Below are 25,398 nucleotides of genomic sequence, written 5' to 3'. Positions count from 1 at the left end.
GCAAGATGAATTCATTACGGACAGAACCTTCGACAAACTTCGAGCATATTCGGGGAGTGACAGGCACCCTTACAAAAAGGGAGATCTAAGCGGCAAATCGCTGCGAAGTAATTGGTCATTCTATGGTTTCCAACTATACTGGATGTTCGGAAATTGATAAGGAATGGCTTTTGGACGTGGGTAAAGTTGAGAGGAAGTCTGGGAATCAAATCATTGACATTGTAAATCCGAAAACTGCATTTCACTATTCGGTTGTACGTATCCGCAAAGGTGCTTGTTCCTACGCGAGGGGAAGCAAATGTATAGACGATTGGCCGCTTGAATTTTGTGTTTACGGCAATATCCAAGGCTGCCATGGTTGCTAGTGCGCCCCCTAAAGAGTGGCCCGTAACAAAAAGGCGCTTTTGAGAAGACAGCTTCCCTAGGGTGTTCCCTAACTGAAATCTAATCAACCGATAGAGGATAAGGAACCCTCTCGCAACCTCCCCTCCTTGCGGAACAAATGGAAAGCTGACAGGTCGGGTACTAAGATCTGTTAGTCTATCCCAGTTCGTTTCCGTGCCCCGAAAAGCCACAATAATCTCCTCATCGGATTCGGCGATATACCCTATATTGGGAAAAAAACGGCCGAACTGTAAGGTTTTCACCAAGGTAAAACCCTTAGGAAGGCAAAAGCGATCCGGATTCGTAAATTGTTGAATCGCTTGATAGCACATCGCTGCGAGAAAAATAGCCCGCCGAATCGAGCGTTGACCGATGAACATGAATGCACCTCCACCTTATACTGTCAGAATATTGTATGAGATGTCGGGATGAGCGGCTGTAGGGATTTGCCCTTTTCGGGAAAAGGGAGGGTGGGTAAGCGATAGTTAAACCAATACGAAACCCCCGATGGTTGGCCTTGAAACCATTGGGGGTTAAGATAATTCTAATTCGTCCATGGTACGTCCTTTGTGTTTTTTATCTATCAAGCTGATTCCTTTGATATGCAAGTTAACATCATATTCTCTTTGCTGCACTTGGTGCGTTCCTCACAATATGGACACCTGACTGAATTACCGCCAAGCAGAGCATGGAACGTGTCTAAATCCATTTGGAGGGGAGAGGGAAATTGTTTGGCACAATGTTGGCAACTGATGATGAGTCGGGTCATTGTCAAACTCTCCTTTCAGTAGCATTTGGTTTATTTGGTAATTTGTTTTCTAGGCTTGTTCCAGGCCTTAATGAATAACGCACCGGAGTCTGTTTCCTTAAATAAGCGTATACCTAACAGACTAAAAGGCGTCCATATCTCTTTAAAGTGAAAATAAGGCATGAAAGTCACCTCCAATCAAATTTTAAATAAAACATTAACAATGTTACTATAGTGTTAATGTAACATGGGAGATCCAAGTAAGTATCGTAAAATTTGTCGAACCCCAATAAAAAATATTGGAATCTATTACATTTATTGACTGTATAATGGTGGGGTCGTCGATTTATAAGAGTTAGTTAAATGACTAGTTAAATTATCTTTTAGGGAGAGCTTGCAAGATTAGGGCTGCAACTTGCAAAATTTTATGATGAACTTGCAAGTTTTTATCTCAGACTTGCAAGATTATCCCGTAAACTTGCAAGATTATGCTTCCCCACACCTCATCCACAATCTTCTTTAAAAAATATCGCCCAAACCACCCTAGCCCTCCCCCTCCTAGCAAAAATAGAAAAAAACAAAACAATTCCCTTAATATTTTGTATGTTTTTACAATACAAAATAAAATATAATTCACTTAAATTTCACTACTTTGAAGTGAAAGCGTTACCTAAAACAAAACATATCAAAAGGAGGAAGGGAAATGCAGAGACTGTATCGGATGCTTGCCTGTGTCTTGTCATGTCTTTTGGTGTTCTCAAGCTTGCCATGGCAAGCATTTGCCGAGGAACCCGCAGAGGCGCCAGATCCGATGATTGACATTGCTAGTGATTGGAAGGGCAGTGTATTTGGCGATGTAGGCGGGCAGGACAAGATCTCGCAAGATAACTTTACCATCAAGGAAAATGGGGATGGAACGGTTACCCTGAGAAGTGCGAATGATAGAGGAAAAATCTCATCCACTTCAGAAGGGATTGCCTATTACTTTAAAGAGGTTCCCACCGACAATGATTTTGAATTGTCTGTCACCGCTCAGGTGTACAGCTGGACTCCGCATAATCAGGTATCCTTTGGGATTATGCTGCGAAACGACGTGTTGGACAACACTCATCTAGGAAGCACTTACACCGGTGATTACATCGCTGTCGGCGCCCTTGACCAACAGATGAAAGGCTTTTACAAGCAAGGCGGCACCCTAGTGAAAGGGCTAGACTTTGAAGCCGCTCCCCCTGCTGCTGGACAAGAGTACAGATTGAGTATCAAAAAGACGGGCAGCTTGTACGTTATCAAGAATGGGGATGAAGTCAAAGTCATTGAAGGCTTTAACGGCGCCCTTTCCTATGCAGGACTTTATACCGCGAGAAACACAACGGTCATCTATCGTGATATCCACCTTCAAATTGAAGGGCAAGATGAACCGCCCATTGAGCTTGGAGATTGGCAATTCAGCGCTTTCGGGGGAAATACGAGCGAGTTGAAAAACCCAGCTCCTGCGATCCAGGACGATGGATCGGTAACCTTGTTCGCGTCTGGAGGAAAGATTGCGGCCAACGACGAAGGCATGTCCTTTTACTATCGTGAGGTTCCTGCAGATGCCAACTTTGAATGGGCGGCTACCGCAACCGTAAAAAGCTTCAATAGCAACAGCACCATTACCACACCAGGCCAAAAATCCTTTGGTATCATGCTCAGGGATCAGGTCGGCCAGCATGGCGATCCAACCGTCCAGACCACTTCGTATGTGGCCGTGGGGGCTTTGGATACCGTTATGAAAGGCTTTTACAAGCAAGATGGACAGCAAACCAAGCTGAATCCTTTCCAAGGGGTCAATACGCCTGCTGGAAACGAAGTTTACGACTTGAAAATCAAAAAGTCAGGCAACACGTATGTCATCACGGCAAATGGACAAAGCGAGACCGTCATCTTAGATGCGTTATTCAATGAAACCATCTATGCCGGCTTCTATGTCGCGCGCGACGCTGAAGTGACCTTCAGCAACTTTGATATCCAAGTCGACTCGAGAAAAGTAAGAGCCTTACAGGCGGATACGAGCGCTATGAAAACCACTTACCTTGTAGGGGAAGCGCTCGATTTAACCGGCCTTCGTGTGAAAGCGGTGTATTCCGATGGACGTGAGGAAGAGCTCTCCCGCACGGATTATATCGTAACCGGATTTGACAGCAGCCGAACTGGAAACAACACCATTACCCTGCACTATAACGGGGTGACTACAAACGTGGAGCTTACGGTTAGCTCCTTAGCGGTTACCTCCCTGGAGGTTCAATACTTCCCAGCCAAAACCGTGTACTATCCCGGTGATTTCTTTGATCCCAAAGGCTTGACCGTGATCGCGGAGTATAATAACGGCTACCAGAGAGGGGAGCTGGCGGGTGATCAGTACACCTTGGAGATGGAGCAGCAGCCGTTCCTTGATCCAGGCACGGTAACCGTAACCGTCAGATCGAAGGCAGCGCCAGAGGTGTTTACCACCTTTGATGTCCGAGTAAAAGATGCGGAAATTACCGCCTTGGAAATCAAGAGAATGCCGGAAAAAACGTTTTACTTTATTGATGAAGAAATCGACCTGGACGGCCTGGTCGTCTATGCGAAATACAGCGATCAGACAGAAGCCCGGTTGATGAGAGAGGACTTCGCGGTTTCCCCGCTGGATACGTCCGTACCAGGGGAACAGACCGTGACGATTTCTTACCAAGGCAAAACCGTCGCGCTCCCGCTGATAGTAAAAGTTAAAGAAGCCGTGAGAATCGAAGTGACGGCTTATCCGAAAACCACCTATCTCATCGGTGAAGCCGTCCAAACGACTGGCCTCGCCGTAGCCAAGGTCTATGATAATGGCGAAAGACAGCCATTGGCTGCCAGTCAGTACACCCTGGATTCCTCTGCCTTTGACTTAACAGCCGCGGGAACGTATCCCATCCGGATCATCCCGGTGGACACAGCTTTAGCCCCGATTGAGTATAAGGTCACGGTAAGAGAACAAGCGGAAGCGCAGTGGAACATGATCCGATTTGGTCAATCCACCACCACAGCGAGAAATTTTGGAAGCGTAAAACCAGACGGATCGGTTGAGCTTGTCGCCCTAGAAGGCGGCGGGAAGGTGACGGGCGACCATGACGGGATCACTTTCTACTACACGGAGCTAGATGCGAGAAAAGATAACTTTGTCTTATCCGCAGACATTCAAGTCAAAGCCTATGCCAAAGATCCGCATGATGGCCAAGAAGCATTTGGAATTATGGCCCGAGATGCGATAGGCACACATGGGAACTCTGCCGTCTTTGCTTCGAATATCGCAGCCGTAGGCGGCTTCAGCGGAAAAACCTTTGAGGCAAACGGTACGCAGTTCTTTATCCGAACAGGGGTAGAGTCCTCGGATGGAGCAGGCAGCCAAGGGGTACAAAATATCATCCTGAAAAAGGAAAAGCCTGCCCTTTCCAATACCCATCCCGCTGCGAATTATAAGCTCACCCTGGCTAAAACGAACAGCGGCTATACCGCCAAGCTGAATAATGGCGAAGAAGCCATTTTCTATGAGCCTGAGCTCTTGCAGGTACAGGATGGAAAGCTTTACCTTGGATTCTTTGTGGCTCGTCTGGCGACGATCGAAGTGAGTAACATTCAGCTTTCGGTCACCGAAGCGGCTACCGATTCGCCAAGAGTAGACCCGCCTCAGGCTGCGGTTGCTCCGCAAATCGAAGTGGTGTCCTTATCCAAAACCTCGAACACTCATTATGATTTGCTCGTCAAGCCTAATGTGAACGGAACCGTATCCGTCAAGCAGGGCCAACAGCTGCTTGTCGAGAATGTCGATGTCCAGGCAGGACAAAGACTCGCGATTCCGGCGGTGCTTGCGAAAAATAGCCAAACCAACTTTAGTGTCACCTTTTTACCTGATGACACCCAGTATCTAACGTCTTACGATAAAATCGTGTCCAACTTTACCGTAACGATGAAAACCTTTATGGAAAATGGAGATATCTATGTTTCCCCGACAGGAACCGGCACGGGAATCGGTACGGTTGAGCTGCCCCTGAATTTGGATACGGCGATTGACTACGTGCAACCTGGGCAAAAGATTATTCTGCTCGATGGCCGTTATGTCCGCAGTTCCATGATCGATATTAAGAAATATAACGACGGGCTGCCTGACGCCAAGAAGTACCTAGTTGCCGCTCCGGGAGCAAGACCTGTCATCGACTTTGACAAGAAATCAACGGGTGTGGTGCTTAGCGGAAACTACTGGCATGTAAAAGGCATCGACTTTACCCGTACAGCCGGCAATACCAAGGGCTTTACGATCGGTGGAAGCTACAACATCGTAGAGGATTGTCGATTCTATGAGAATGGGGACACCGGGCTGCAGATTAGCCGCACCGACGATTTGGCACCGAAGCCGGAATGGCCGTCCCATAATCTGATTTTGAACAGCACCTCCTTTGATAACCGCGATCCTTCTGATAACAATGCCGATGGTTTCGCAGCCAAGCTGACCTCCGGGGTGGGCAATATCTTTAGAGGCTGTATTGCGCATAACAATATCGACGACGGTTGGGATCTGTATACCAAAGCGGGGACAGGCGCCATTGGCGCGGTTCTGATCGAGGATAGCATTGCTTACAATAACGGCTTCCTCACCGACGGAACGGTGGGCAGCGGAGACAAAAATGGATTTAAACTAGGTGGCGAAGGCATCCATGTGCCTCACGTCATCCAAAACAGTATAGCCTTCGGCAACGGAGCGTATGGCTTCACCAGCAACAGCAACCCTGGCGTCATCGCCATCGACAACATTGGCTTTAACAATGCCGGAGGAAACCTAAGCTTTACGACGTATAGCCATATCCCAACGGATTTTGCCATCGATGGCTTCGTTTCCTATCAGAAAGACTATACGGCAAGAGACAGCTATCCTGCAGCCTTGCAGTCTGACCGCAACTATATGTTTAATGGTACCGTCTCAGTCAACAAATCGGGCGTGGTATTGACTGATAATTACTTTATCAGCTTAGAGCCGGTGACGATCTACGCAAGAGATGAGCAAGGAAATATCATCTGGGGGGATTTCCTCAAAGTGAAGGTAACTCAGGAACCAGATCAGCCCGAGGATGAAACGGAAGAAGATCCAGCCGATGGAGACGGCACGGGTAATAAGGGCAACAAGGGTAACAATGGCAATAATAATGGCAACAAAGGCAACAACGGAAACAACGGCAAGAACGGCAAGAGCAACAGTGGTGGCAATAAGCCCTAAGAGAGGGTTGGTCAAGACTCGAATTTTGTCGACGAGAGAGAAAGGGGGCTGAATCCTAAGGACACGGAAATCCGTAGAGACCTCCTTTGAGCCCGACAACATCTATTAGCCGAACATCCACCGGCTTATTCGGAACGGAAACACGTAATATGTCTGGGTAAAAAGACCTCTTCTTTCAACTGAATTAAAGGAATATACTCCTATTGAAGTTTTTAGTCGAAAAAACTAGAATGATGGTGAAAAGAAAATATTGTAGGGATTGTGACTGGTTTTGAGCAGGCAAGACCTAAAATGCTTTAAGGGGAAAAGTGTACTTTTTTCTGTACACCTCCTTATGCATTTTAGGTCTTTTTTATTTCTATTTTTCCAATCACCGGTTGAGTCAACTTCCTGCAAACATTACAAGGAGGCTTCACAAATGATGAGTAAAACTAGTAAATCCAAGTTTAAAAGATTGGCGATCACTACAGTCTTGGCGGCCAACTGCCTTGCTGCCTTTCCGGCGCTTGCAGCGAATGTGGCTGATGATTACACCGCCATCTGGTCCCGTCAGCAAGCGGAAAAGGTGACTCTCACCAAAGAGACCACGGCTCCAATGGTTGAGATGGACTTCAAGCTGGTTGCACCGGATCAGTGGGTTTGGGACACTTGGCCGCTTCAGAATAGAGATGGTTCCCTTACGATCGTTAATGGGTACAAAATTGCATTCGCCTTGGTCGCTCCGCGCTCTCTCGGTTGGAATGACCGCCATACAGAAGCCAGAATCGGCATGTTCTATTCGAAAAACGGAAAAGATTGGACTTACGCCGGCATTCCATATAACTATGATAAAGCATTAGGCCATATGCAGTGGGCCGGAACAGCGATGATGGATGAGAAGGGCAAAGTTCATTTGTTCTATACGGCAACCGGCGATAAAAGCAACTGGGATAATCACGAGTGGGTTAGAAGGGCTGAGCAGCGACTCGCTAAGACGACCTTCGACATCAAAGCGGATAAAAACGGCGTAAGCTTGACCAACGAAGGTCCACACCAAATTATCCTTGAGGCGGACGGTAAATATTACGAAACGATGGAAAGCTGGAATGGCAACATCATCACGGCATTCCGCGATCCGTTCTTCTTCCAGGATCCGAATACCGGTAAAGAGTACATCATTTTTGAAGGTCAAGCCGGCAGCGATAGAAGCCACTTGAAACCGGAAAATATCGGCGATGAAGAATATCGCAAGACCCATAGTGTTCCAGAAGGTGCGCATTTGTACAACGGTAATATCGGGATCGCAGAAGTGCTTGATAAGGACGTCACCAAGCTGAAGCTCCTTCCGCCGCTTCTTGAATCCGTAGGTGCCAACCATCAGTTGGAGCGGCCGCACGTAGTCGTAAATGGCGATGACTATAACCTGTTCACGATCAGCCATACCTTTACCTATGCTCCTGGCTTGACGGGTCCTGACGGTGTGTACGGTTTTGTAGGAAAGGGTCTGCGCAGCGAGTACAAGCCGATGAACGAAAGCGGTCTGGTTATCGGTAATCCAAAGGAAAACCCTTATCAAGCGTATTCTTGGATGGTGCTTCCGAACCAGCAGGTGATCAGCTTCATTAACGAACCGAAAGATGAAAACGGCCAAGTACAATTCGGCGGCACTTTCGCGGCAACGCTGAAAATATCCTTGGATGGCGATAAATCGGCCATTATCAAAGAGCAAAAAAATGGGGAAATTAAACCATTTGGTCCAAACCGCTAATAAATCATGAGAATCGAAAGGAGCAATAAAATGATCCGCAAAAACAAGAAAGCATGGTCCGCCCTTGCCTTGGCAGCCAGCATTGTAGCTTCCGGCTTCACGTCGCTGCCAGTACAAGCCCAGGACGGGGATTACACCGTTCATTGGACACGCGAACAGGCTTCAAAAATTGAACTCAATCAAGATAATACCTTGCCTTACACCGACATCAGCAAACTGGAGAAATTAGCGCCTGGGTATCACATTTGGGATACGTGGCCGCTAAGTGACCGTGATGGGAACGTCGCTTCGATCAAAGGCTGGAAAGTGATTTTTGCGCTTTCCGCTCCGGACGACGTGTTGCCGGGCAAAGTTCACGACATTGCCACCATCCGTTACTTTTATTCGAAAAACGGCAAAGACTGGACCTTGGGCGGAGAATTGTTCCCAGCTGGATCCGCGTTAGGTTCCCGCCAGTGGGCAGGTTCGGCCATGACGGACAATGGCAAGATTCATGCGTTCTATACCGCAACGGGACATAAGGGCGAAGAGCGACTGACCTACGAGCAGCGTTTGGCCATGGCCACGGGTGATATCGTCGCCGACAGCCAAGGGGTACGCTTCGTAAATTGGGGCGATCACCGCATTCTATTGGAGCCGGACGGAAAATACTATCAGACCGTAGAACAAGCTCGGCAGGGTGAAGGGGGAGGTTACGCCTTCCGTGATCCGATGTGGTTCAAAGACCCGAAAACGGGCAAAGAATATCTGTTGTTCGAAGGGAATTCCGGTGGCGCTGTTACCGAACGCAAGCTGAAGCCGGAATATGTCGGAAGCTCTGAATTCGCCGCGCAGCATCACGTGCCGGAAGGGGCCGCTCATGCTAACGGAAACATCGGCATCGCCGAAGTGGAAGGCGGAGATTTCTCGAAAATCAAGCTTCTCCCTCCTCTTCTGGAAGCGAATTTCGTAAACGAAGAACTGGAGCGTCCGCATATCGTGATGAAAGATAAAAAGTACTACCTGTTTACGGACAGCCACATCAACAAATACGCGGAGGGTCTGAACGGGCCGGAAGGCTTATATGGTTTCGTTTCCGACTCCCTGTTCGGCGGATATAAACCCTTGAACGGAAGCGGACTGGTTCTGGCCAATCCTTCGGATAATCCATACCAAGCCTATTCTTGGCTGGTTCTCCCTAATTTGAATGTCGTCGGTTTCGCCCATTTCGGAGATCTGGGAAACTTGTCCATCGGTGACGTCGGAAACCAGACTCCGGAGTACCAGATGAGTCATTTTGGAGGCACCTTGGCGCCTACCGTGAAGCTTTCCATTAAAGGTGACCGCACGAAAGTGCAAAACGAACTGGAACCAGGAACGATTAAACAGTAAATAGACATGGTCAATCGGCAGGGGCTGATTGGCCATGCCCTTTTCCGAAAGATAGGAGACTAAACGATGAAAAAATGGAAAACAGCCTTAAAATGCTTTTCGGCAGCCGTTATTGGACTTTCTGCGATGGTCACGGTCAGTTCAGGCGTTTCCGCGAAAGAAACGTCAACCGTATTTAACTGGTCCCGTGAAGCCGTAAGTCAAATCACTATGAATGAAAGCAATACGGCGCCTCTCATTCCTATCGAAGACCTTGAAGAATTAACGCCGGAGTACCATATTTGGGATACCTGGCCGCTGCAGGACCGCAACGGGCATCCCGCGGTTGTCAACGGGCATAAAATCATCTTTGCGCTCACGGTGCCGAGTGATGTCACGCCGGGGAAGCGGCACGATACGGCTGAAATCCGATATTTTCATTCCAAAGACGGAAAGAGCTGGAAGCTCGGCGGGCTTTTATTTAACGATGGTCAAGGGTTAGGTTCCAGGCAATGGGCAGGTTCGGCAATTGTGAATAAAGATGGAAAATTCCATATCTTCTACACGGCAACAGGACGAAAAAACGAGGAACGTCTGACTTATGAACAGCGTTTAGCTACAGCAACGGCAAATATCGTGACTACTAACTCTTCTGTTACTTTTACCAATTGGTCTGATCATAAAATTATCCTTGAGCCAGATGGCCAATACTATCAAACACAGGATCAAGCCAGCCAAGGGGAGTTTTCTTCTTACGCCTTCCGCGATCCATACTTCTTCCAAGATCCCAAGACGGGAGAAGAGTACATCTTATTTGAAGCCAATTCCGCCGGATCTTTAGCGGAAAGGACTTGTCAGAAGGAGCATCCCGGTTCCAAGTCCTTTAATGGAAGTATAGGGATGGCTAAAGCTGTCAATGATCGTCTCACTGAATTTGAAGTGCTGCCTCCGCTGCTGGAAGCAAACTGTGTCAATGAAGAGCTCGAGCGACCGAGCATGATGGTGAAAGGAAATCGCTATTATCTTTTTACCAAGACCCACCCGGAAAAGTTTGCACCCGGTCTAGATGCACCGGAAGGGTTATATGGTTTTACCTCCCCATCTTTGATTGGAGGCTATAAGCCGCTTAATGGCAGCGGACTGGTGATCGCCAACCCCAAAGACAATCCCTATCAAGCCTATTCTTGGATGGTTATGCCTAACGGCACGGTCATAAGCTTTGTAAACTATGTGAATGTGGAAGGGAAAAACATCTACGAGATTGGCGAACAAGGGCCGGACTATGAAAAGGAGCATTTCGGCGGTATGCTGGCTCCCTCATTAAAGCTTTCGATTACCGGTGACCAAACGAAAATTGTCCATGAAAAGAAACAGGGTGTATTCAAATAAAGATGAGGCTTTTTGACGTTCAGTAAGTCACTGGGCGTCTTTGCTCTTTACTATACCATGCAAGGCCGAGGGGGAATGGAACATCGCTAGGATCAATTCCAAGGAAATTGTAAAAAAGCTTTTGCCGTTGGTAGGAGGAAACGAAAATATTACGGGAGCCACGCATTGCGCTTCCCGTCTCCGCTTAACCCTTCAAGACGAAGCTCTTGCTGATCTGGAGGCCATCGAAAAGGTGGATAGTGTAGAAGGGGTGTATACGAGACACGGGCAAATTCAAATTATTTTTGGGGCAGGCAAAGTAAACAGAATTTATAAGGTGCTGATGGAAGTGGAGGGGACTGTATCGGACCATCCTAAGCCCCGCATCGAAGAAAATCGGACGGAGCCAAGTCTGATCACCCGATTTGTAAAGACCTTATCCGGCATCTTTGTCCCCATTATCCCCGCCATTGTGGCGAGCGGCTTATTAATGGGTTTTATCGGAATGGTGAAGGCCTTTGATTGGATTGCTCCGGATAGTTCTTGGATGACGATCCTTCATATTTTATCGAGTTCCGCCTTTATTATCTTGCCTATCCTTATCGGATTCAGTTCCGCTAAAGAATTCGGGAGCCATCCATTCCTGGGAGCTGTCATAGGCGGCATCTTGACCCACCCTGCATTATTGAATCCTTCGGAACTCGGAACCAGGGTCCCGGAATATATCGATGTGCTTGGCTTAAACATCGCATTGATCGGCTATCAAGGGACGGTCATCCCGATTTTGCTATCGGTCTACGTGATGAGCAAGATAGAAAAAGGCTTGAGGAAATGGGTTCCTGAGCATTTGGATTTATTGGTGATCCCTTTCTTGACCGTCGCCTTTACGGGCTTCATCTCCCTGTTTGTGATGGGGCCATTGGGCATGTGGATAGGCCACTTGATTACAGAAAGTCTGGTCCATCTCTTTCAGTTCGGCGGACTCATGGCCGGATTCCTTTTGGGGGGGATCTATACATTCATTGTGATTAGCGGATTGCATCATAGCATACACGCGATAGAGGCAGGTCTGCTCGCTGATCCGAAGGTTGGAGTCAATTTTCTACTGCCGATTTGGTCGATGGCGAATGTTGCCCAAGGCGGGGCCGCTTTAGCCGTATTTTTCAAAACGAAAAATAAGAAACTGAAGGAGATCGCCATACCTGCTGCCTTCTCATCATTTTTAGGCATCATTGAGCCTGTGATTTTCGGAATTAACCTTCGGTTAGTGAAGCCGTTTATGGGGGCGGCGATTGGAGGGGCACTAGGCGGAGCGTATGTTGCCTATATGCATGTCGCAGCCAATGCCTACGGATTGACGGGAATTCCCATGATTGCGATCACCGCGCCGCTTGGGTTGCCGAACCTCATCCACTATCTCATCGGCTTAGCCGTTTCGGTTGTTTCTGCGTTTTTGGCGACTTGGATCATGGGAATAAAGGAGGAACACCATGAAAATCAAAAAAATATTAAATAACAATACCGTACTGGTGAGCGATAAAGGAGAAGAAAAAATTGTCATGGGGTTAGGGGTCGGTTTCCAGAAAAAAAAGAACGATCCCGTCGTTCAATCGAAAATTGAAAAAATCTTTGTCATGAAAGATAGGTCAGAGTACGAAAAATTTGAAGAAATCGTAACCACGCTGCCTGAGGAGCATATCCAAGTCGCAGAGAAAATCATATCCTATACGGAAAAAGAGCTGGGCGTTTCCTTAAATGACCATATTCACATCGCCCTTACCGACCACTTGTCATTTGCCCTTGAACGATTAACCAAGGGAATGGTGATCAAAAACACCTTACTTAATGAAGTCAAAATCTTGTACCCGAAAGAATTTCAAATTGGATGCTGGGCAAAATCATTGATTCTCGAGAAGTTGGAGATTGAAATCCCGGAAGATGAGGTGGGGTATATTGCCCTGCATATCCACACGGCGAAGATGAATGCCGGAGATATGGAAAAAACATTGGACATCACGTCCATGATCCGGGATATGGTAGACATCATTGAAAGCAGCCTAAATATCAAGATGGATGAAGGTTCGGTTTCTTATGAGCGATTGATCACGCATTTGCGCTATGCCGTACAACGTTCGGAAACAGGCGAATCGTTGTTTGATTTAGACCCGGAAATGTCGGAAATGGTGAAAGAAAAGTATAAAGAAGCTTTTTCCTGCGCGCAACAAGTAGGCCATTTCGTAAGGGAGGAATATGACTTTGAACTCCCGGAAATGGAATTGGTATACATTGCGATGCAAATTCAACGAATTTATAACAGATTGGTTTTAAGATGAGTAAGCAAAGGATGGTATGGATAGGACTAATGGGACTCGCCATCGTCATGATCATAGAAGCTGTTATGGATAAGCCCATGAATAAACCGAGCGATCTAGCTCTCCACCAATGGGGATTTGATGAAGGAAACGGAAAGGTCACTTATGATCACGCTCAACATGCGCCGTCAATGATTCATTATGCATTGGAATCAGATCCCGAATGGAAAGGCGGCATTAGCGGCACGTCCTTATTGTTTGACGGGTATTCGACTTGGCTTGAACTGGCCCCTGAGAAGGTTCACCAGCCAACAGGGTCTTTTGCCATCGAAGCATGGGTTGCGCCGAGAGCTTATGAATGGGGAGATAACGGACAACCATCGGTCATTATCAATCAACATCATAAAGAAGATAAGCAAGGATTCCTTGTAGGCATGGGACGACATGGTTATGTGACCTTTCAGTTGGCTCTTAACGGCGAATGGCACGAAATATGGTCACCGCAGGGAAACATCCTGCCGAAAGATCAATGGTCTTACCTTGTTGCGCAATTCCATCAAGAACAGCATAAAATTTCCCTGTATTTAAACGGCGAGCTCGTACAAGAAAAGGAAGTGCCTGAAAACAGTGAGCTTACGCCCGCTGAAAGCCAACCCTTGCTGGTGGGTAAACATAATCAGGCCGTTTCCGTTTCCGATGTGTTTCAAGTGAATATGTTTAATGGATTAATGGACAATGTCTCCCTGTACAATCGAGCATTCAGCGATGAACAGGTGAAGCAGCAATACGAAAAGGGGAGTGAAACCTTTAAGGATGAGTTTCCAAAACCGGATACGTCGTTTGACAGAACGGTTTATAAAGGCGACCGCTATCGCCCGAATTACCATTTTACCGCTCCTCAGCATTGGATGAATGAACCTCATGCCCCTATTTACTATAAAGGCAAATACCATTTATTTTATCAGTTCAACCCGGCCGGTCCTTTTTGGCATCAGATTCATTGGGGACACGCGACGAGTGATGATCTGATTCATTGGGAAGACCGGCCGATGGCATTAAGCCCGACAGAAGGAACAGCTGCACGCGACGGGGTGTGGTCGGGGAGTGCAGCACACGATCAAAACGGCGTACCCGTGCTGTTCTACACAGCAGGGCACGATGAAATGATCCCGAATCAAATGACAGGCATGGCACGTCCAGCTGATGCCAATGATGTCCACTTAGATCAGTGGATCATGAAGCCTGATCCTGTAACGATTCAAGAAGAACATAGGGATACGCCAGAAGGAAAAGTGATGTTTGGGCAATTCCGCGATCCCTATGTATGGAAAGATGGGGACAAGTGGTACCAGTTGGTTGGTTCAGGCGTAGAGGGATCAGGAGGAACCGCTTTACTTTATACTTCAGATGACATGGAGCATTGGAAGTATGAAAAGCCATTTATGATCGGCAATAAAAATAGATTCCCGCGTACCGGAGAGGTATGGGAAATGCCGTTTTTGGTACCGATTAAAAATGAAGGAACAGGTCAACTAAAATATGTGTTTATGGTGAGCCCTTATTTTATGTCCAGCAGTCCATATGCCTCTCGCTATACGTTTTATTGGATCGGAACCTGGGATCCCCATAGGATGGAGTTTACTCCGGAAAACGAGGAACCCAGCCTGTTTGATTACGGAGAACATTTTACAGGTGCGCAAGGATTTGTAGATGAAAAAGGCCGTACGATCCTTACAAGCATTTTGCAAGACCGTCGTTCAGAAAAAGATAAATATCAATCAGGGTGGGCGCATGGAGCCGGATTGCCTCTTGAAATTTACTTGAATGATAAGCAAGGTCTTGGCCTTCGCCCGATTGAAGAGGTCCACTCCCTCCGCCTCGAGGAGCTGGCAGTTGCCGAGAATGTGACCATGGCAGAAGCGAATAAACAGCTTGAGGGCATTCAAAGCGATCAAGTCGAAATTGAGCTGGAACTGGATATTTTTGATGCAAAAGAAGCGGGCTTAAAACTATTAAAAGATCCAAATGGCGAGGAAGAAACGATCATTTTTTATAATAATGAAAATAAAACAATGAATATTAACAGAGACCGTTCAAGTAAAAATCCCCATATTGAAAAAGGGATTCAAGGTGGAGAACTACATCTTGAAGACGGTATCTTAACGTTACATGTATTTGTAGACAAATCCATCGTGGAAGTATACGCAAATCATGAAAAAAGTATTTCCTCACGCGTATTTCCCATGTTAGAGCAATCAAAAGGCCTTGAGGTATTCGGAATGGATGGAGAGCCATGGGTACGCTCCATGAGAGTATGGAGCCTGGGTACAGCTATTAAAGGAGAAGAAGATGAACTAGAGAGATAATCGTTTGCTGAGATTTTCAATTATGCATTATACTTGAAATGTGTGCATTGAAAACATTTTCACCGGATTCGGTGGAATGAAAATATAGGATATAGAGGTGCAGCATTTCATGTTATATGCCGAAGAGAGGAAAAAGAAAATCATGGAGTACATTCGAGACCATAGGAGAGCTTCCGTTCCGGAATTAATCGACTATCTCAACGTATCCGGGTCTACCATACGAAGAGACTTAAAAGAATTAGAGGAAGAAAAATGGCTGCGAAGGACGCATGGGGGAGCGGTCTCTCTCCAAAACGTCAACTTTGAACCTAGCTTTGTCAACTTTGAGCCTAGCTTTAATGAGAAGGAAGATACATTTCAGGAAGAGAAGAGAGCCATCGCGAAAAAAGCAATGGAATTTATTAAAGAGGGAGATACCATTATCCTTGATTCCGGAACGACCACCTTTCAACTGGCAAAGGAGCTGCATGCTTTTTCCAGGCTGACTGTCGTAACCAATTCACCCGTTCTTGCCCAAGAGCTAACGGATGTACCGGGAATTGAGGTCGTGATCGTGGGGGGGAATGTGCGAAAAGAAACGTGTGCGCTGGTCGGTCCGATTGCAGAGGCTACGCTGTCGATGATCAGAGTGGATAAAGCTTTTATTGCGACAAACGGGATCGAGGTTGAAGGAGGGCTGACGACGCCGAACCTCCTGGAAGCGGCAACGAAAAGGAAGATGATTGAGAGGTCAAAGGAAGTGATCTTGCTGGCAGACCACAGCAAAGCGGAAAAAACCGCCTTTGCTAACTTTGCTGAATTGAATAAGATTGACAAGTGCATTATGGATGCCAATACTCCTCAAGCGTTTGTGAGAAAACTGGAGGAAGCAGGGGTCGATGTGTATCTTGCGGATATCACCACATGAGAGATGATCTTTCATGTGGTTTTTTTTTGGCGAAAAAACATGGGAGATTTATACAAAAAAATTGTTGTTATTTTCTGAATGGTCATATATAATCAAAAATAATCATAATTAATCAATGGTAAGTAGAAGTTGTGATGAATTATGGTTATTTTTGATCAAATCATGCAAACACGCACAAACGGGGAAGGTGGTAGCCAAAAGGAATTCGGAAGGGCGGTCAAAAAGACAAACAAACAAATAAGGGAGGAACAAAAATGAAAAAAGCATTACATATGGCAGTTGCACTTTTTATAGCTTTACTGATGCTTACAACAACAGCTTGCAGCAATGGAGGAAGCCCTACGGCTGGAACATCCGAACCCGATTCTAAAGAAAAGAAGATAAAAATTGGCTTAACCGTGGGTACGCTTAGCAATCCGTTCTTTGTCTCGATGGCCAAGGGAGCTGAAGCAGCTGCAAAAGAACTGGGAGGAGAAGTCATTGTTGTAAGCGCTGACTATGATTTAGCGAAGCAAATGGCTCAAGTGGAGGATTTTATCACGAAGAAGGTGGATATGATCCTTTTGAATGCCGTTGACTCCAAAGGTATTGCAGCTGCTGTAGCCCAGGCGAAAGCGGCCGGAATTCCCGTGATTGCCGTTGACGTAGGAGCTGAGGGCGGAGTGGATGCTACCGTATCTTCTGATAATTATTTAGCAGGAAAACTGGCTGGTGAATACCTTTTGGAGCGTTTGCAAAATAAGGGGAACATTGTGATCATCGACGGTCCGCCCGTGACTGCCGTAACGGATCGCATCAAAGGTTTCGAAGATGCCATTAAAGGCTCGGAGGTTAAGGTGGTAGCGAAGCAAAACGGGGAAGGAAACAGAGAAAAAGCCTTAACGGTCATGGAAAATATTTTACAAGCGAATCCATCAGGGAAGATCGACGCCGTATTTGCGATTAATGATCCAGAAGCGCTTGGCGTGCAAATCGCCGCAGAACAGGCAAACCGAGATAAAGAATTCTTTATCCTGGGAGTTGACGGCGCTCCGGAAGCCATAGAAGAGCTCAAAAAGAACAAGAGTTTTGTGGCGACCTCAGCTCAACATCCGGACATGATTGTAAAGCAGGCGGTTGACATTGGCCTGAAGATCATCAACGGTGAGAAAGTGGATCCTGAAAATAAAGTTCCTGTAGAGCTTGTGACGCAAGATTCGGTAGACAGCTATAAAGGCTGGTAAAAATGTCATGAAGGGAAAAGGGGGGAGTATGGTGCATTATCCTTTAAGCAGGAAAGATCCGCAGCCTAAAAATACTCCTATTCTTAAAATGGCGGGGATAAGCAAAGAGTTTCCAGGAGTGAAGGCCCTCGATCAGGTGCAGCTTGAACTTTATCAAGGGGAAGTTCATGCCTTGATGGGGGAAAATGGCGCGGGCAAATCAACGCTAATGAAAATATTATCCGGTGTGTATAAGCCGGATGCCGGAACGATCGAATACAAGAATAAGCCTGTAGTGTGGAAAAGCCCCTTAGAAGCGAAAATGAATGGGATCAGTGTCGTCCATCAGGAATTGAAGCTTTCCCCTAATTTGACGATTGCTGAAAACATTTACATGGGTACGGCATTACCCCGTAACAGGCTCGGCATGGTCAAGTGGCGGGAAGTGCATGAGAATGCATCAGAAGTTCTGGAATCTATCGGCTCCCATTTGCGTTCGAAAACGCTCGTCTCTTCTTTAAGCGTAGCCGAGCAGCAAATGGTTGAAATCGCCCGTGCCTTGTCCTTTAAGGCGGAAATCTTAATCATGGATGAACCGACAGCTACGCTTACGGATAAAGAGATCGATAAGCTGTTTATTCTGATTGAGGAGTTGAAGAAACAAGGGGTTGCCATCGTGTATATTTCGCACAGGATGGATGAAATTTTTAAGATTTCCGATCGCTGCACGGTATTTCGAGATGGAAAGTGGGTTAGCAGCTTGCCGATTGACCAAACCAACCCGGATCATCTGGTCAAATTAATGGTGGGGCGTGAACCGAAAGATATCTTTCAAAGAAAGCCGAATATGAATTTATCTTTAAAAAGAAACGTTCCTGCACTGGAAGTCAAGGAATTATCCGACCATAAGACCGTGAAAGGCGTAACGTTGCAGGTATATCCCGGCGAAGTAGTCGGGCTTGCCGGCTTAGTGGGTGCAGGAAGAACGGAGCTGGTGCGCACCATTTTCGGGTCCTCACGCCAAAAATCCGGCGAGGTGTGGATACACGGAGAGAAAGTGGACATATCTTCTCATCGGGATGCGATTAAAAACGGAATTTCCCTTGTACCCGAAAGCAGAAAAGAGCAAGGCTTGTTTCTTCACTTGTCCGTCAAAGAGAACATTGCGATGACGATGCTGCAAAAGTATCAAAAGTCAGGCGTTTTGAATTGGAGCGCTATCCATCAGGATGCAGAAGACTATATTAAAAAAATGGGGATTAAGGTTTCCTCGCCTGAACAGAAGGTAGTGAACCTGAGCGGCGGGAATCAGCAAAAGGTTGTTCTGGCCAAATGGCTGCTGATACAACCCAAGATCTTGCTTTTGGATGAGCCGACCCGAGGAGTGGACATAGGCGCAAAAGCGGAAATTTATAAAATCATTGATGAGCTAGCCAAAGCAGGAATGGCGATTCTCATGATTTCTTCCGAGCTTCCAGAAATATTGAGCGTCTGTGACCGGGTTCTCGTCATGCACGAAGGAAAGTTAAGGGCAGACTTACCAAGGGACGAAGCCAGTCAGGAAAGGATCATGTATTATGCGACGGGGGGATAGCATGAAAATAGAAGGATATGCCTTACAGGTAAAACATCTGAAGGAAAAGGCGAACCTCAAGGAATTATGGAACCGATATAGCACGATGATGATCCTTTTGCTGATGTGTGTCGTCCTCTCGGTACTTACACCCAATTTCTTGGAGGTTAACAATCTTCTGAACGTATTGAAACAAATTTCGATCATTTCGATCTTAGCGGCCGGGATGACGTTTGTTATCCTGACTGGGGGCATCGACTTATCTGTAGGGTCTACTGTTGCCTTATCAGGGGTTATCTCCGTGATGCTCTCCCAGCAAGGGGTCCATGCGATCCCTGCCATGTCGGTCGGAGTGATGGCAGGGATCCTGGCTGGGTTTATCAACGGCTACTTAACGGCTAAGGCTAAGCTTCCGGCCTTTATCGTTACGTTGGGAAGCTTTACGTACATCCGGGGAATCGCTTATGTATTAAGTGCGGGGTATCCGATTGTACTAACGGATCCGCTGTTTAAATTCTTCGGTTCCGGCACGGTGCTGGCTATTCCTACCCCTGTTTTTATCATGGCACTGGTTTACGCGATAGCCTTCTTTATTTTGAAATATACCATGTTTGGCAGGCATGTCTATGCAATCGGAGGAAATGAAGAAGCAGCCAGTCTTACCGGGATCAAGGTCGGAGCGACCTTAATCAAGGTCTATATCATAAGCGGCTTATTGGCTGGGCTTGCTGGAGTGGTTCTCGCTGGCCGATTGTATTCCGGTCAGCCTACGGCCGGTGTCGGATTCGAATTGGATGCGATCGCTGCCGTTATCCTTGGCGGCACAAGCTTTGCCGGAGGGATTGGTACCATTCAGGGTACGATTATCGGGGCGCTGATCATGGGAGTGCTCAGCAACGGCCTTACCTTAATGGATGTGAATTATTATTGGCAGCTTGTCATCAAAGGGGGAGTCATTATTCTTGCCGTTCTATTAGACCGGTTACGTTCTAAATAGGAAAACGAATTCTCAAAAATAGAAGGAGTGAAGCGATTGAAAAAAACAGTGAAAAAGCTGTTGACAGCAGGGGCTGCATGTACCCTAAGTTTATCATTAGTGGTTCCGGCATTTGCGGCGGATCCGGGATATTACCAAGAAGAATATCGTAACCAATTTCATTTTTCCCCTGAAACAAACTGGATGAATGATCCAAATGGAATGGTTTATTATGATGGGGAATATCATCTTTTTTACCAGCATTATCCTTATGGAACAACGTGGGGGCCGATGCATTGGGGACATGCTGTCAGTACTGATTTAGTACATTGGGAGCATCTTCCGATTGCCTTATCTCCTGATGAAAACGGGGATATTTTTTCAGGAAGTGCGGTGATTGATTGGAACAATACAGCAGGATTTGGTAAAGAGTCCATGGTAGCCATCTTTACTCATTCCGGCGAGAAGGGACAAGTTCAAAGTCTTGCATACAGCAACGATAAAGGAAGAACATGGACAAAATATAAGGGGAATCCGGTTATGCCAAATCCCCCGATTCCTGATTGGCGGGACCCAAAAGTATTTTGGCATGATGAAACACATCAATGGGTCATGTCTTTAGCTGCAAAAGATAAAATCATGTTTTATACTTCCCCAGATTTGAAAAATTGGGAATATGCAAGTGAATTTGGCCCAGACGGCGGTATTCAAGCAAACGGACAAACAGGTGCATACTCCTATACCCTGTCACCTCAAAGAGGCGGATCCTTTACAATGGAAGGGGATATCACTCTTGTTGAAAAGAACGGCCGAGAAGGTGCAGGAGGGCTGGTTTTCCGTTCGGATAAAGATGCATCTCATGCGTATATGGCCAAAGTAGATGCCGAAAAAGATGTCGTTACATTAAGTAAAATGGATCAGGGGAAAGTGATTGATCTTGCTTCAAAATCAATACCTATTGAAACTTCCGAAACCTATCGTGTAAAAGTGGAGGCAGATACAAGTCAATTAGAAGTCTACCTGAATGATCAAAAGGTTGTTGAAGTAACAGACATATCATTTGAAAATGGACAGTTTGGATTAGCTGCATGGAATTCAACTGCTGTGTTTCGCAATGTGGAATTTAACAATAAAACGAACTTTATCACCAACCTGTCAGGATGGAAATCAGTAAATGGTACATGGAACGATACAAATGGTGGTAAACAGGGCAACTTCCAGGATGATGCCTACCATATGAGTGGAGATCAGGGAGACCAATTCAGCTATGAGGCTGAAATCACGATTTCAGGTGAAGAGGGCGAAAAAGGCTCAGGTTCACTCGTATTCCGCGCAGATGAGAATGGAGAGAATGGATATGTTGCCAGCATTGATGCCTCAACGGATACAATCAAGTTGGCCAAGCATGAAAATGGAATGGCAACTTTGATTGAGGAGAAAAATACCGAGATCGAAACCAATCACATGTATCGACTTAAAGTAACGGCAGTCGGCGACGAGATCAACGTATATTTAGACGATCATCTTATTTTTGAAGTCCATGATGCGACTTTTTCTAAGGGGTTATTTGGACTCCATGTTGGGAACTCGTCTGTTTTGTTCCAAAATGTCAAGAAGGGCAAATACATGGTAACGGACGCAAAGGAAATTGAAAATCACGATTTTGAAACAGGAGATTTGACTGGCTGGGAAGTGGTAAGGGGGGATGCCTTTACAAACGATCATGTGACCGACACGACACAATATTGGGGCGGTTCCTTTGATCAACAAGGAACATACCATTATTGGGGATTTTCCGATAAGCATAAAGGAGACGATGCGACAGGAGAAATGCATTCTTCTTCCTTTAAGCTAAGCGGTTCCGGTGAGATCAATCTATTGATTGGCGGAGGAAATGATAGTACAAACCTTTATGTCTCCTTAGTAAGAGCAACTGATGACAAAGAATTAATTCGCCAGTCAAATACAAAATTTGCAAATGAACAATATCGCCGTTATGTGTGGGACGCGTCCAAGTTTTTGGGAGAAGTAGTCTATATTAAGGTAGTCGATAACGCTACGGGTGGCTGGGGCCATATTAATCTTGATAAAGTAAACGTTTTCAATACAGGAGAAATTCCTTCTGAAGTAGACAAGGTAGCACAGGAGCTTAAAGAACCAGAACAAAGAGATCGCGGAAATTTAACGGACTGGGTTACCGTTACAGGTAATTGGACAGCCTCCACTTACGGCAGCAACAATGGGGTTTGGGAATGCCCTGCCTTATTTCAATTGCCTGTTGATGGAGATCCAAACCACAAAAAATGGGTTTTACAAGTAAGTATAGGTGACGGTGCAACAGCTGGCGGATCAGGGATGCAATACTTTGTCGGCCATTTTGATGGAAAAAAATTCACCAGTGATCACTCGCCTGATAAAGTCTTATGGTCTGACTATGGTTCAGATTTTTATGCAGGGGTAGAGTGGAGTGGGATTGAAGGGGAAAATGGAGAGAAATACTGGCTTGGGTGGATGAGTAATTGGCAGTATGCAAACCATACACCTACTACAACTTGGAGAAGCTCGATGTCCCTGCCAAGGAAATTAGAGCTAACCAAAACAAAAGAGGGATTGCGCTTAAAACAAACACCCATTTCTTTAAGATCCATCCGCAATAACAATGAACGTACATCGTTTAAGGATGAGGTCATTTCCGGAAACAGTAACCTATTATCAGGAATAGTCGGAGATACGTATGAAATGATTGCAGAATTTGATGTTTCCCACACAACAGCAACAGAGTTTGGATTTAAAGTTCGTAAGGGTGAAACCGAGAATACAACTATTGGTTATGATGTACTTAACCAGAAACTATTTGTAGACAGGAACCATTCTGGGAGCTTTAATTTTGGGCCAAATGTTAAAGGAAAGCACACGGCTCCTCTGACATCAGGTGATGGAATAGTAAAAATGCATATTTTCTTAGATCGTTCCTCATTGGAGGTATTTGGAAACGATGGGGTAAGCGTTATTACGGATCAACTATTCTCGTTGCCGTCAAGTAACATGATGGAACTTTACAGTAAGGGCGGAAATATCACATTAAAATCGCTGAATATTTACCCATTGAAATCCATTTGGGGAAAGAGCCCTGTCCATAAAAAAATGTCAGGGTGGACAATAGTTAATGGTCTTTGGACCGATACGATTGCTGGGAAGCAAGGCCAAAGCCAAGAGGATGGGTTCATTCTTTCAAATGAAAAGGGCAGTGATTTTTCGTATGAAGCGAATATTAAAGTGCTTGATACCGATTCACACCCAAGCGCCCCATCAAAAGATACAGTTGGAAATCCAATCGGAGCGGGCGCATTAGTATTCCGTTCAGATGCAGATGGGAAAAATTCCTATGCTGCAAATGTAGATATTCTCAACAATAAAGTAAAATTAATTAAGTTTGCCGATGGAAGAGGCAACGATCTTGCCGTTTACGATGCCGACGGAAAACTGCAATTAAAAGCAAACACGGATTACCATCTGAAAGTGGTTACAGAAGGTGAAAATATCAAAGTTTATCTTGGTGACAAGCTTGTCATTGAAGCAGCAGATCATACATTTAAAGACGGCTATGCCGGATTGAATGTATGGCACTCAACGACTGTGTTCAATAATATTAAATATCGTTCTAAAAAACAATAAAATAAAGAAACTATCAATCAGGATATCCCTTAGTTTTAATAACTAGGGGATTTTTTGTAACAAGATTTGGGATGCTTTGCATGGTTTTGAAGAGCAACCGATGAAACAGATGTCGATGTGGTCGCGAGTTTTTTCTAATTCTTTTACCAGACCATTTCCATTTGGCTGGAGAATTGCTCGATGACTGGTTTAGTTATCTCTTAAATTTATTTCCATCCCAGTAGATTATATTTTTCTAAAACGGATCTTGTAGTTAGTCAGGGAGGGCGTTATGGGGGTTATGCTTTAAAAAAAGATCCCTTTCAGATCACGGTAGGAGCTGTATATAGAGCGCTCAGCGGTACTACACCAACACCTCATTGAACTGTTCCTGCGACAACGGGTTCAGAATTATTTATTTCTCTCATCATCTCAAAAGCTGAGGAAGAATTTCAGTCAATTTTAGTCAGTTACACAATAAAAGACTTAGTTGAAAAAAGCCATGTAATCAAATATCTTTTGCGAGAAAAAGATGGTGGAATCATAGAGGTCGATTGTTAGGTGGAGAAAGTCCACTTATCGAAAAAAAATAGAGGAGTAAAAAGTAAAATAGGTGGAGAAAAGACAACTAAAGCATGAAAATAGCTTATGAATAGGGCTTTCCGAGCTAATAGGTGGAGTTTTTCCACCTAGAAGACGAGATCACATTCAATTTTAATCAATAGGTGTACAATTTCCATCTATTCATCCTGATTTTTATTACATGTCTACCATGAGTGAACTTATACTGATTAATGTCCTTGAAAATACCCGGTAGGGGGTATGCTTGGTTTGGCTATTATCCGCTATCGGGAATTGAGTCAGTCGGATGCAAGCTTGCGGCAAAAACTATTCTATATCAATATTCGATAAAAAAGGAGACAGCATAGATAGAATTAGGATTGAAAGGAAAGGTCGCAATAATAATCGCTCAACAGTAAAGTGCTCCGCACTTTACTGTGTGACGAGGGACAGTCCCCTACCTGAGGGGGTATCCCCCCCAGGCCAGGAGGGCTTGCCCTCCTGGCCACCGTCTCCAATGAAAATCCCCTTTGTCCGCGGTGCTANATTTTCTAAGTAATTAGGCTTTTATTTTTCATCTATCCCTGTTTTCAGCCCCAATTCCCCTTGCCCGTGGTCGGATGGTCACGAAATTCCTGATTTGCTCACGGAAAAGTGACGGATGCTCACGAGTAGGTACTGTTTGCTCACGTACCTGGAACCATTCCAGATAATCTCGGAGGTTTGGTCACAAAACTCAATGAATTGCTCTCGAACCCGTAATGGTTTCAATTAAGATGGGCTAACTGGCTTTACTTTTTCAACGCTTCGTTGTGACCCACACAAAACGAAGGATATTGATTTCCATAGGGAGGAAAAAACAGACCATTAAGAGAATTCAAATAACGGGAGTATAAACCTATAAATAATGTAAAGGGAAAGGAAGTCAATCAACATGTTCTCCACGCCTTTTAAGTATCTTATGCCAACGCGAGTAGA

General features: G+C 45.6%; 14 protein-coding genes and 1 pseudogene. 14 read left to right on the top strand and 1 reads right to left on the bottom strand.

Annotated features, from left to right (window positions below; all coding sequences use genetic code 11):
• Positions 1–14 precede the first annotated feature (14 nt).
• Positions 15–764 (bottom strand): lipase family protein, encoded by a 750-nt coding sequence (locus tag EIZ58_RS30870; protein ID WP_134704863.1) that lies wholly within the window; start codon positions 762–764, stop codon positions 15–17.
• Positions 765–1,835: 1,071 nt separating this feature from the next.
• Here EIZ58_RS30870 and EIZ58_RS30865 point away from each other — a divergent pair.
• The 14 genes and pseudogenes from EIZ58_RS30865 (at position 1,836) to EIZ58_RS35270 (ending at position 24,243) form a co-directional block, all read left to right on the top strand.
• Positions 1,836–6,404, top strand: coding sequence for a bacterial Ig-like domain-containing protein (locus EIZ58_RS30865; protein ID WP_240689469.1), 4,569 nt, complete (start codon positions 1,836–1,838; stop codon positions 6,402–6,404).
• Between the two features lie 418 nt (positions 6,405–6,822).
• Entirely contained in the window at positions 6,823–8,151 is a 1,329-nt protein-coding gene (locus EIZ58_RS30860; protein WP_134704861.1) for a glycoside hydrolase family 68 protein, read from the top strand.
• 6 nt (positions 8,152–8,157) lie between these two features.
• The gene (locus EIZ58_RS30855; protein ID WP_240689468.1) at positions 8,158–9,522 is read left to right on the top strand and encodes a glycoside hydrolase family 68 protein; all 1,365 of its coding nucleotides are present in this window, start codon (positions 8,158–8,160) and stop codon (positions 9,520–9,522) included.
• Positions 9,523–9,588: 66 nt separating this feature from the next.
• Positions 9,589–10,890 (top strand): glycoside hydrolase family 68 protein, encoded by a 1,302-nt coding sequence (locus EIZ58_RS30850; RefSeq protein WP_134704857.1) that lies wholly within the window; start codon positions 9,589–9,591, stop codon positions 10,888–10,890.
• Positions 10,891–10,981: 91 nt separating this feature from the next.
• The gene (locus EIZ58_RS30845) at positions 10,982–12,385 is read left to right on the top strand and encodes a sucrose-specific PTS transporter subunit IIBC (protein ID WP_134704905.1); all 1,404 of its coding nucleotides are present in this window, start codon (positions 10,982–10,984) and stop codon (positions 12,383–12,385) included.
• Entirely contained in the window at positions 12,360–13,202 is an 843-nt protein-coding gene (licT, locus tag EIZ58_RS30840) for a BglG family transcription antiterminator LicT (RefSeq protein WP_134704855.1), read from the top strand. The genes EIZ58_RS30845 and licT overlap by 26 nt, the downstream gene beginning before the upstream one ends.
• On the top strand, positions 13,199–15,547 hold the full coding sequence (locus EIZ58_RS30835) for a GH32 C-terminal domain-containing protein (RefSeq protein ID WP_134704853.1): 2,349 nt from the start codon (positions 13,199–13,201) through the stop codon (positions 15,545–15,547). The genes licT and EIZ58_RS30835 overlap by 4 nt, the downstream gene beginning before the upstream one ends.
• A gap of 109 nt (positions 15,548–15,656) precedes the next feature.
• Positions 15,657–16,454: a DeoR/GlpR family DNA-binding transcription regulator gene (locus tag EIZ58_RS30830; protein ID WP_134704851.1), complete on the top strand. Its 798-nt coding sequence runs from the start codon at positions 15,657–15,659 to the stop codon at positions 16,452–16,454.
• Between the two features lie 254 nt (positions 16,455–16,708).
• The gene (locus EIZ58_RS30825) at positions 16,709–17,677 is read left to right on the top strand and encodes a substrate-binding domain-containing protein (protein WP_134704849.1); all 969 of its coding nucleotides are present in this window, start codon (positions 16,709–16,711) and stop codon (positions 17,675–17,677) included.
• Between the two features lie 28 nt (positions 17,678–17,705).
• Positions 17,706–19,250, top strand: a complete 1,545-nt coding sequence (locus EIZ58_RS30820; RefSeq protein WP_134704847.1) for a sugar ABC transporter ATP-binding protein — start codon at positions 17,706–17,708, stop codon at positions 19,248–19,250.
• Between the two features lies 1 nt (position 19,251).
• Positions 19,252–20,226 carry an ABC transporter permease gene (locus tag EIZ58_RS30815; protein WP_134704845.1) on the top strand — a complete coding sequence of 325 codons (975 nt, stop codon included), beginning with the start codon at positions 19,252–19,254 and terminating at the stop codon, positions 20,224–20,226.
• 57 nt (positions 20,227–20,283) lie between these two features.
• Positions 20,284–20,910, top strand: a pseudogene (locus tag EIZ58_RS35275) (glycoside hydrolase family 32 protein); the annotation flags it as partial.
• Positions 20,911–20,979: 69 nt separating this feature from the next.
• Complete coding sequence (locus tag EIZ58_RS30810) at positions 20,980–23,880, top strand: glycoside hydrolase family 32 protein (RefSeq protein WP_370297857.1); 2,901 nt, start codon at positions 20,980–20,982, stop codon at positions 23,878–23,880.
• Positions 23,881–24,084: 204 nt separating this feature from the next.
• Complete coding sequence (locus EIZ58_RS35270) at positions 24,085–24,243, top strand: Rrf2 family transcriptional regulator (protein WP_134704904.1); 159 nt, start codon at positions 24,085–24,087, stop codon at positions 24,241–24,243.
• Positions 24,244–25,398: the final 1,155 nt, after the last annotated feature.

It is taken from the genome of Ammoniphilus sp. YIM 78166 (assembly GCF_004522215.1).
GTDB lineage: Bacteria > Bacillota > Bacilli > Aneurinibacillales > RAOX-1 > YIM-78166.
The sequence above is the reverse complement of the archived record's forward strand: the minus strand, read 5'-3'. Positions and strand labels throughout refer to the sequence as shown.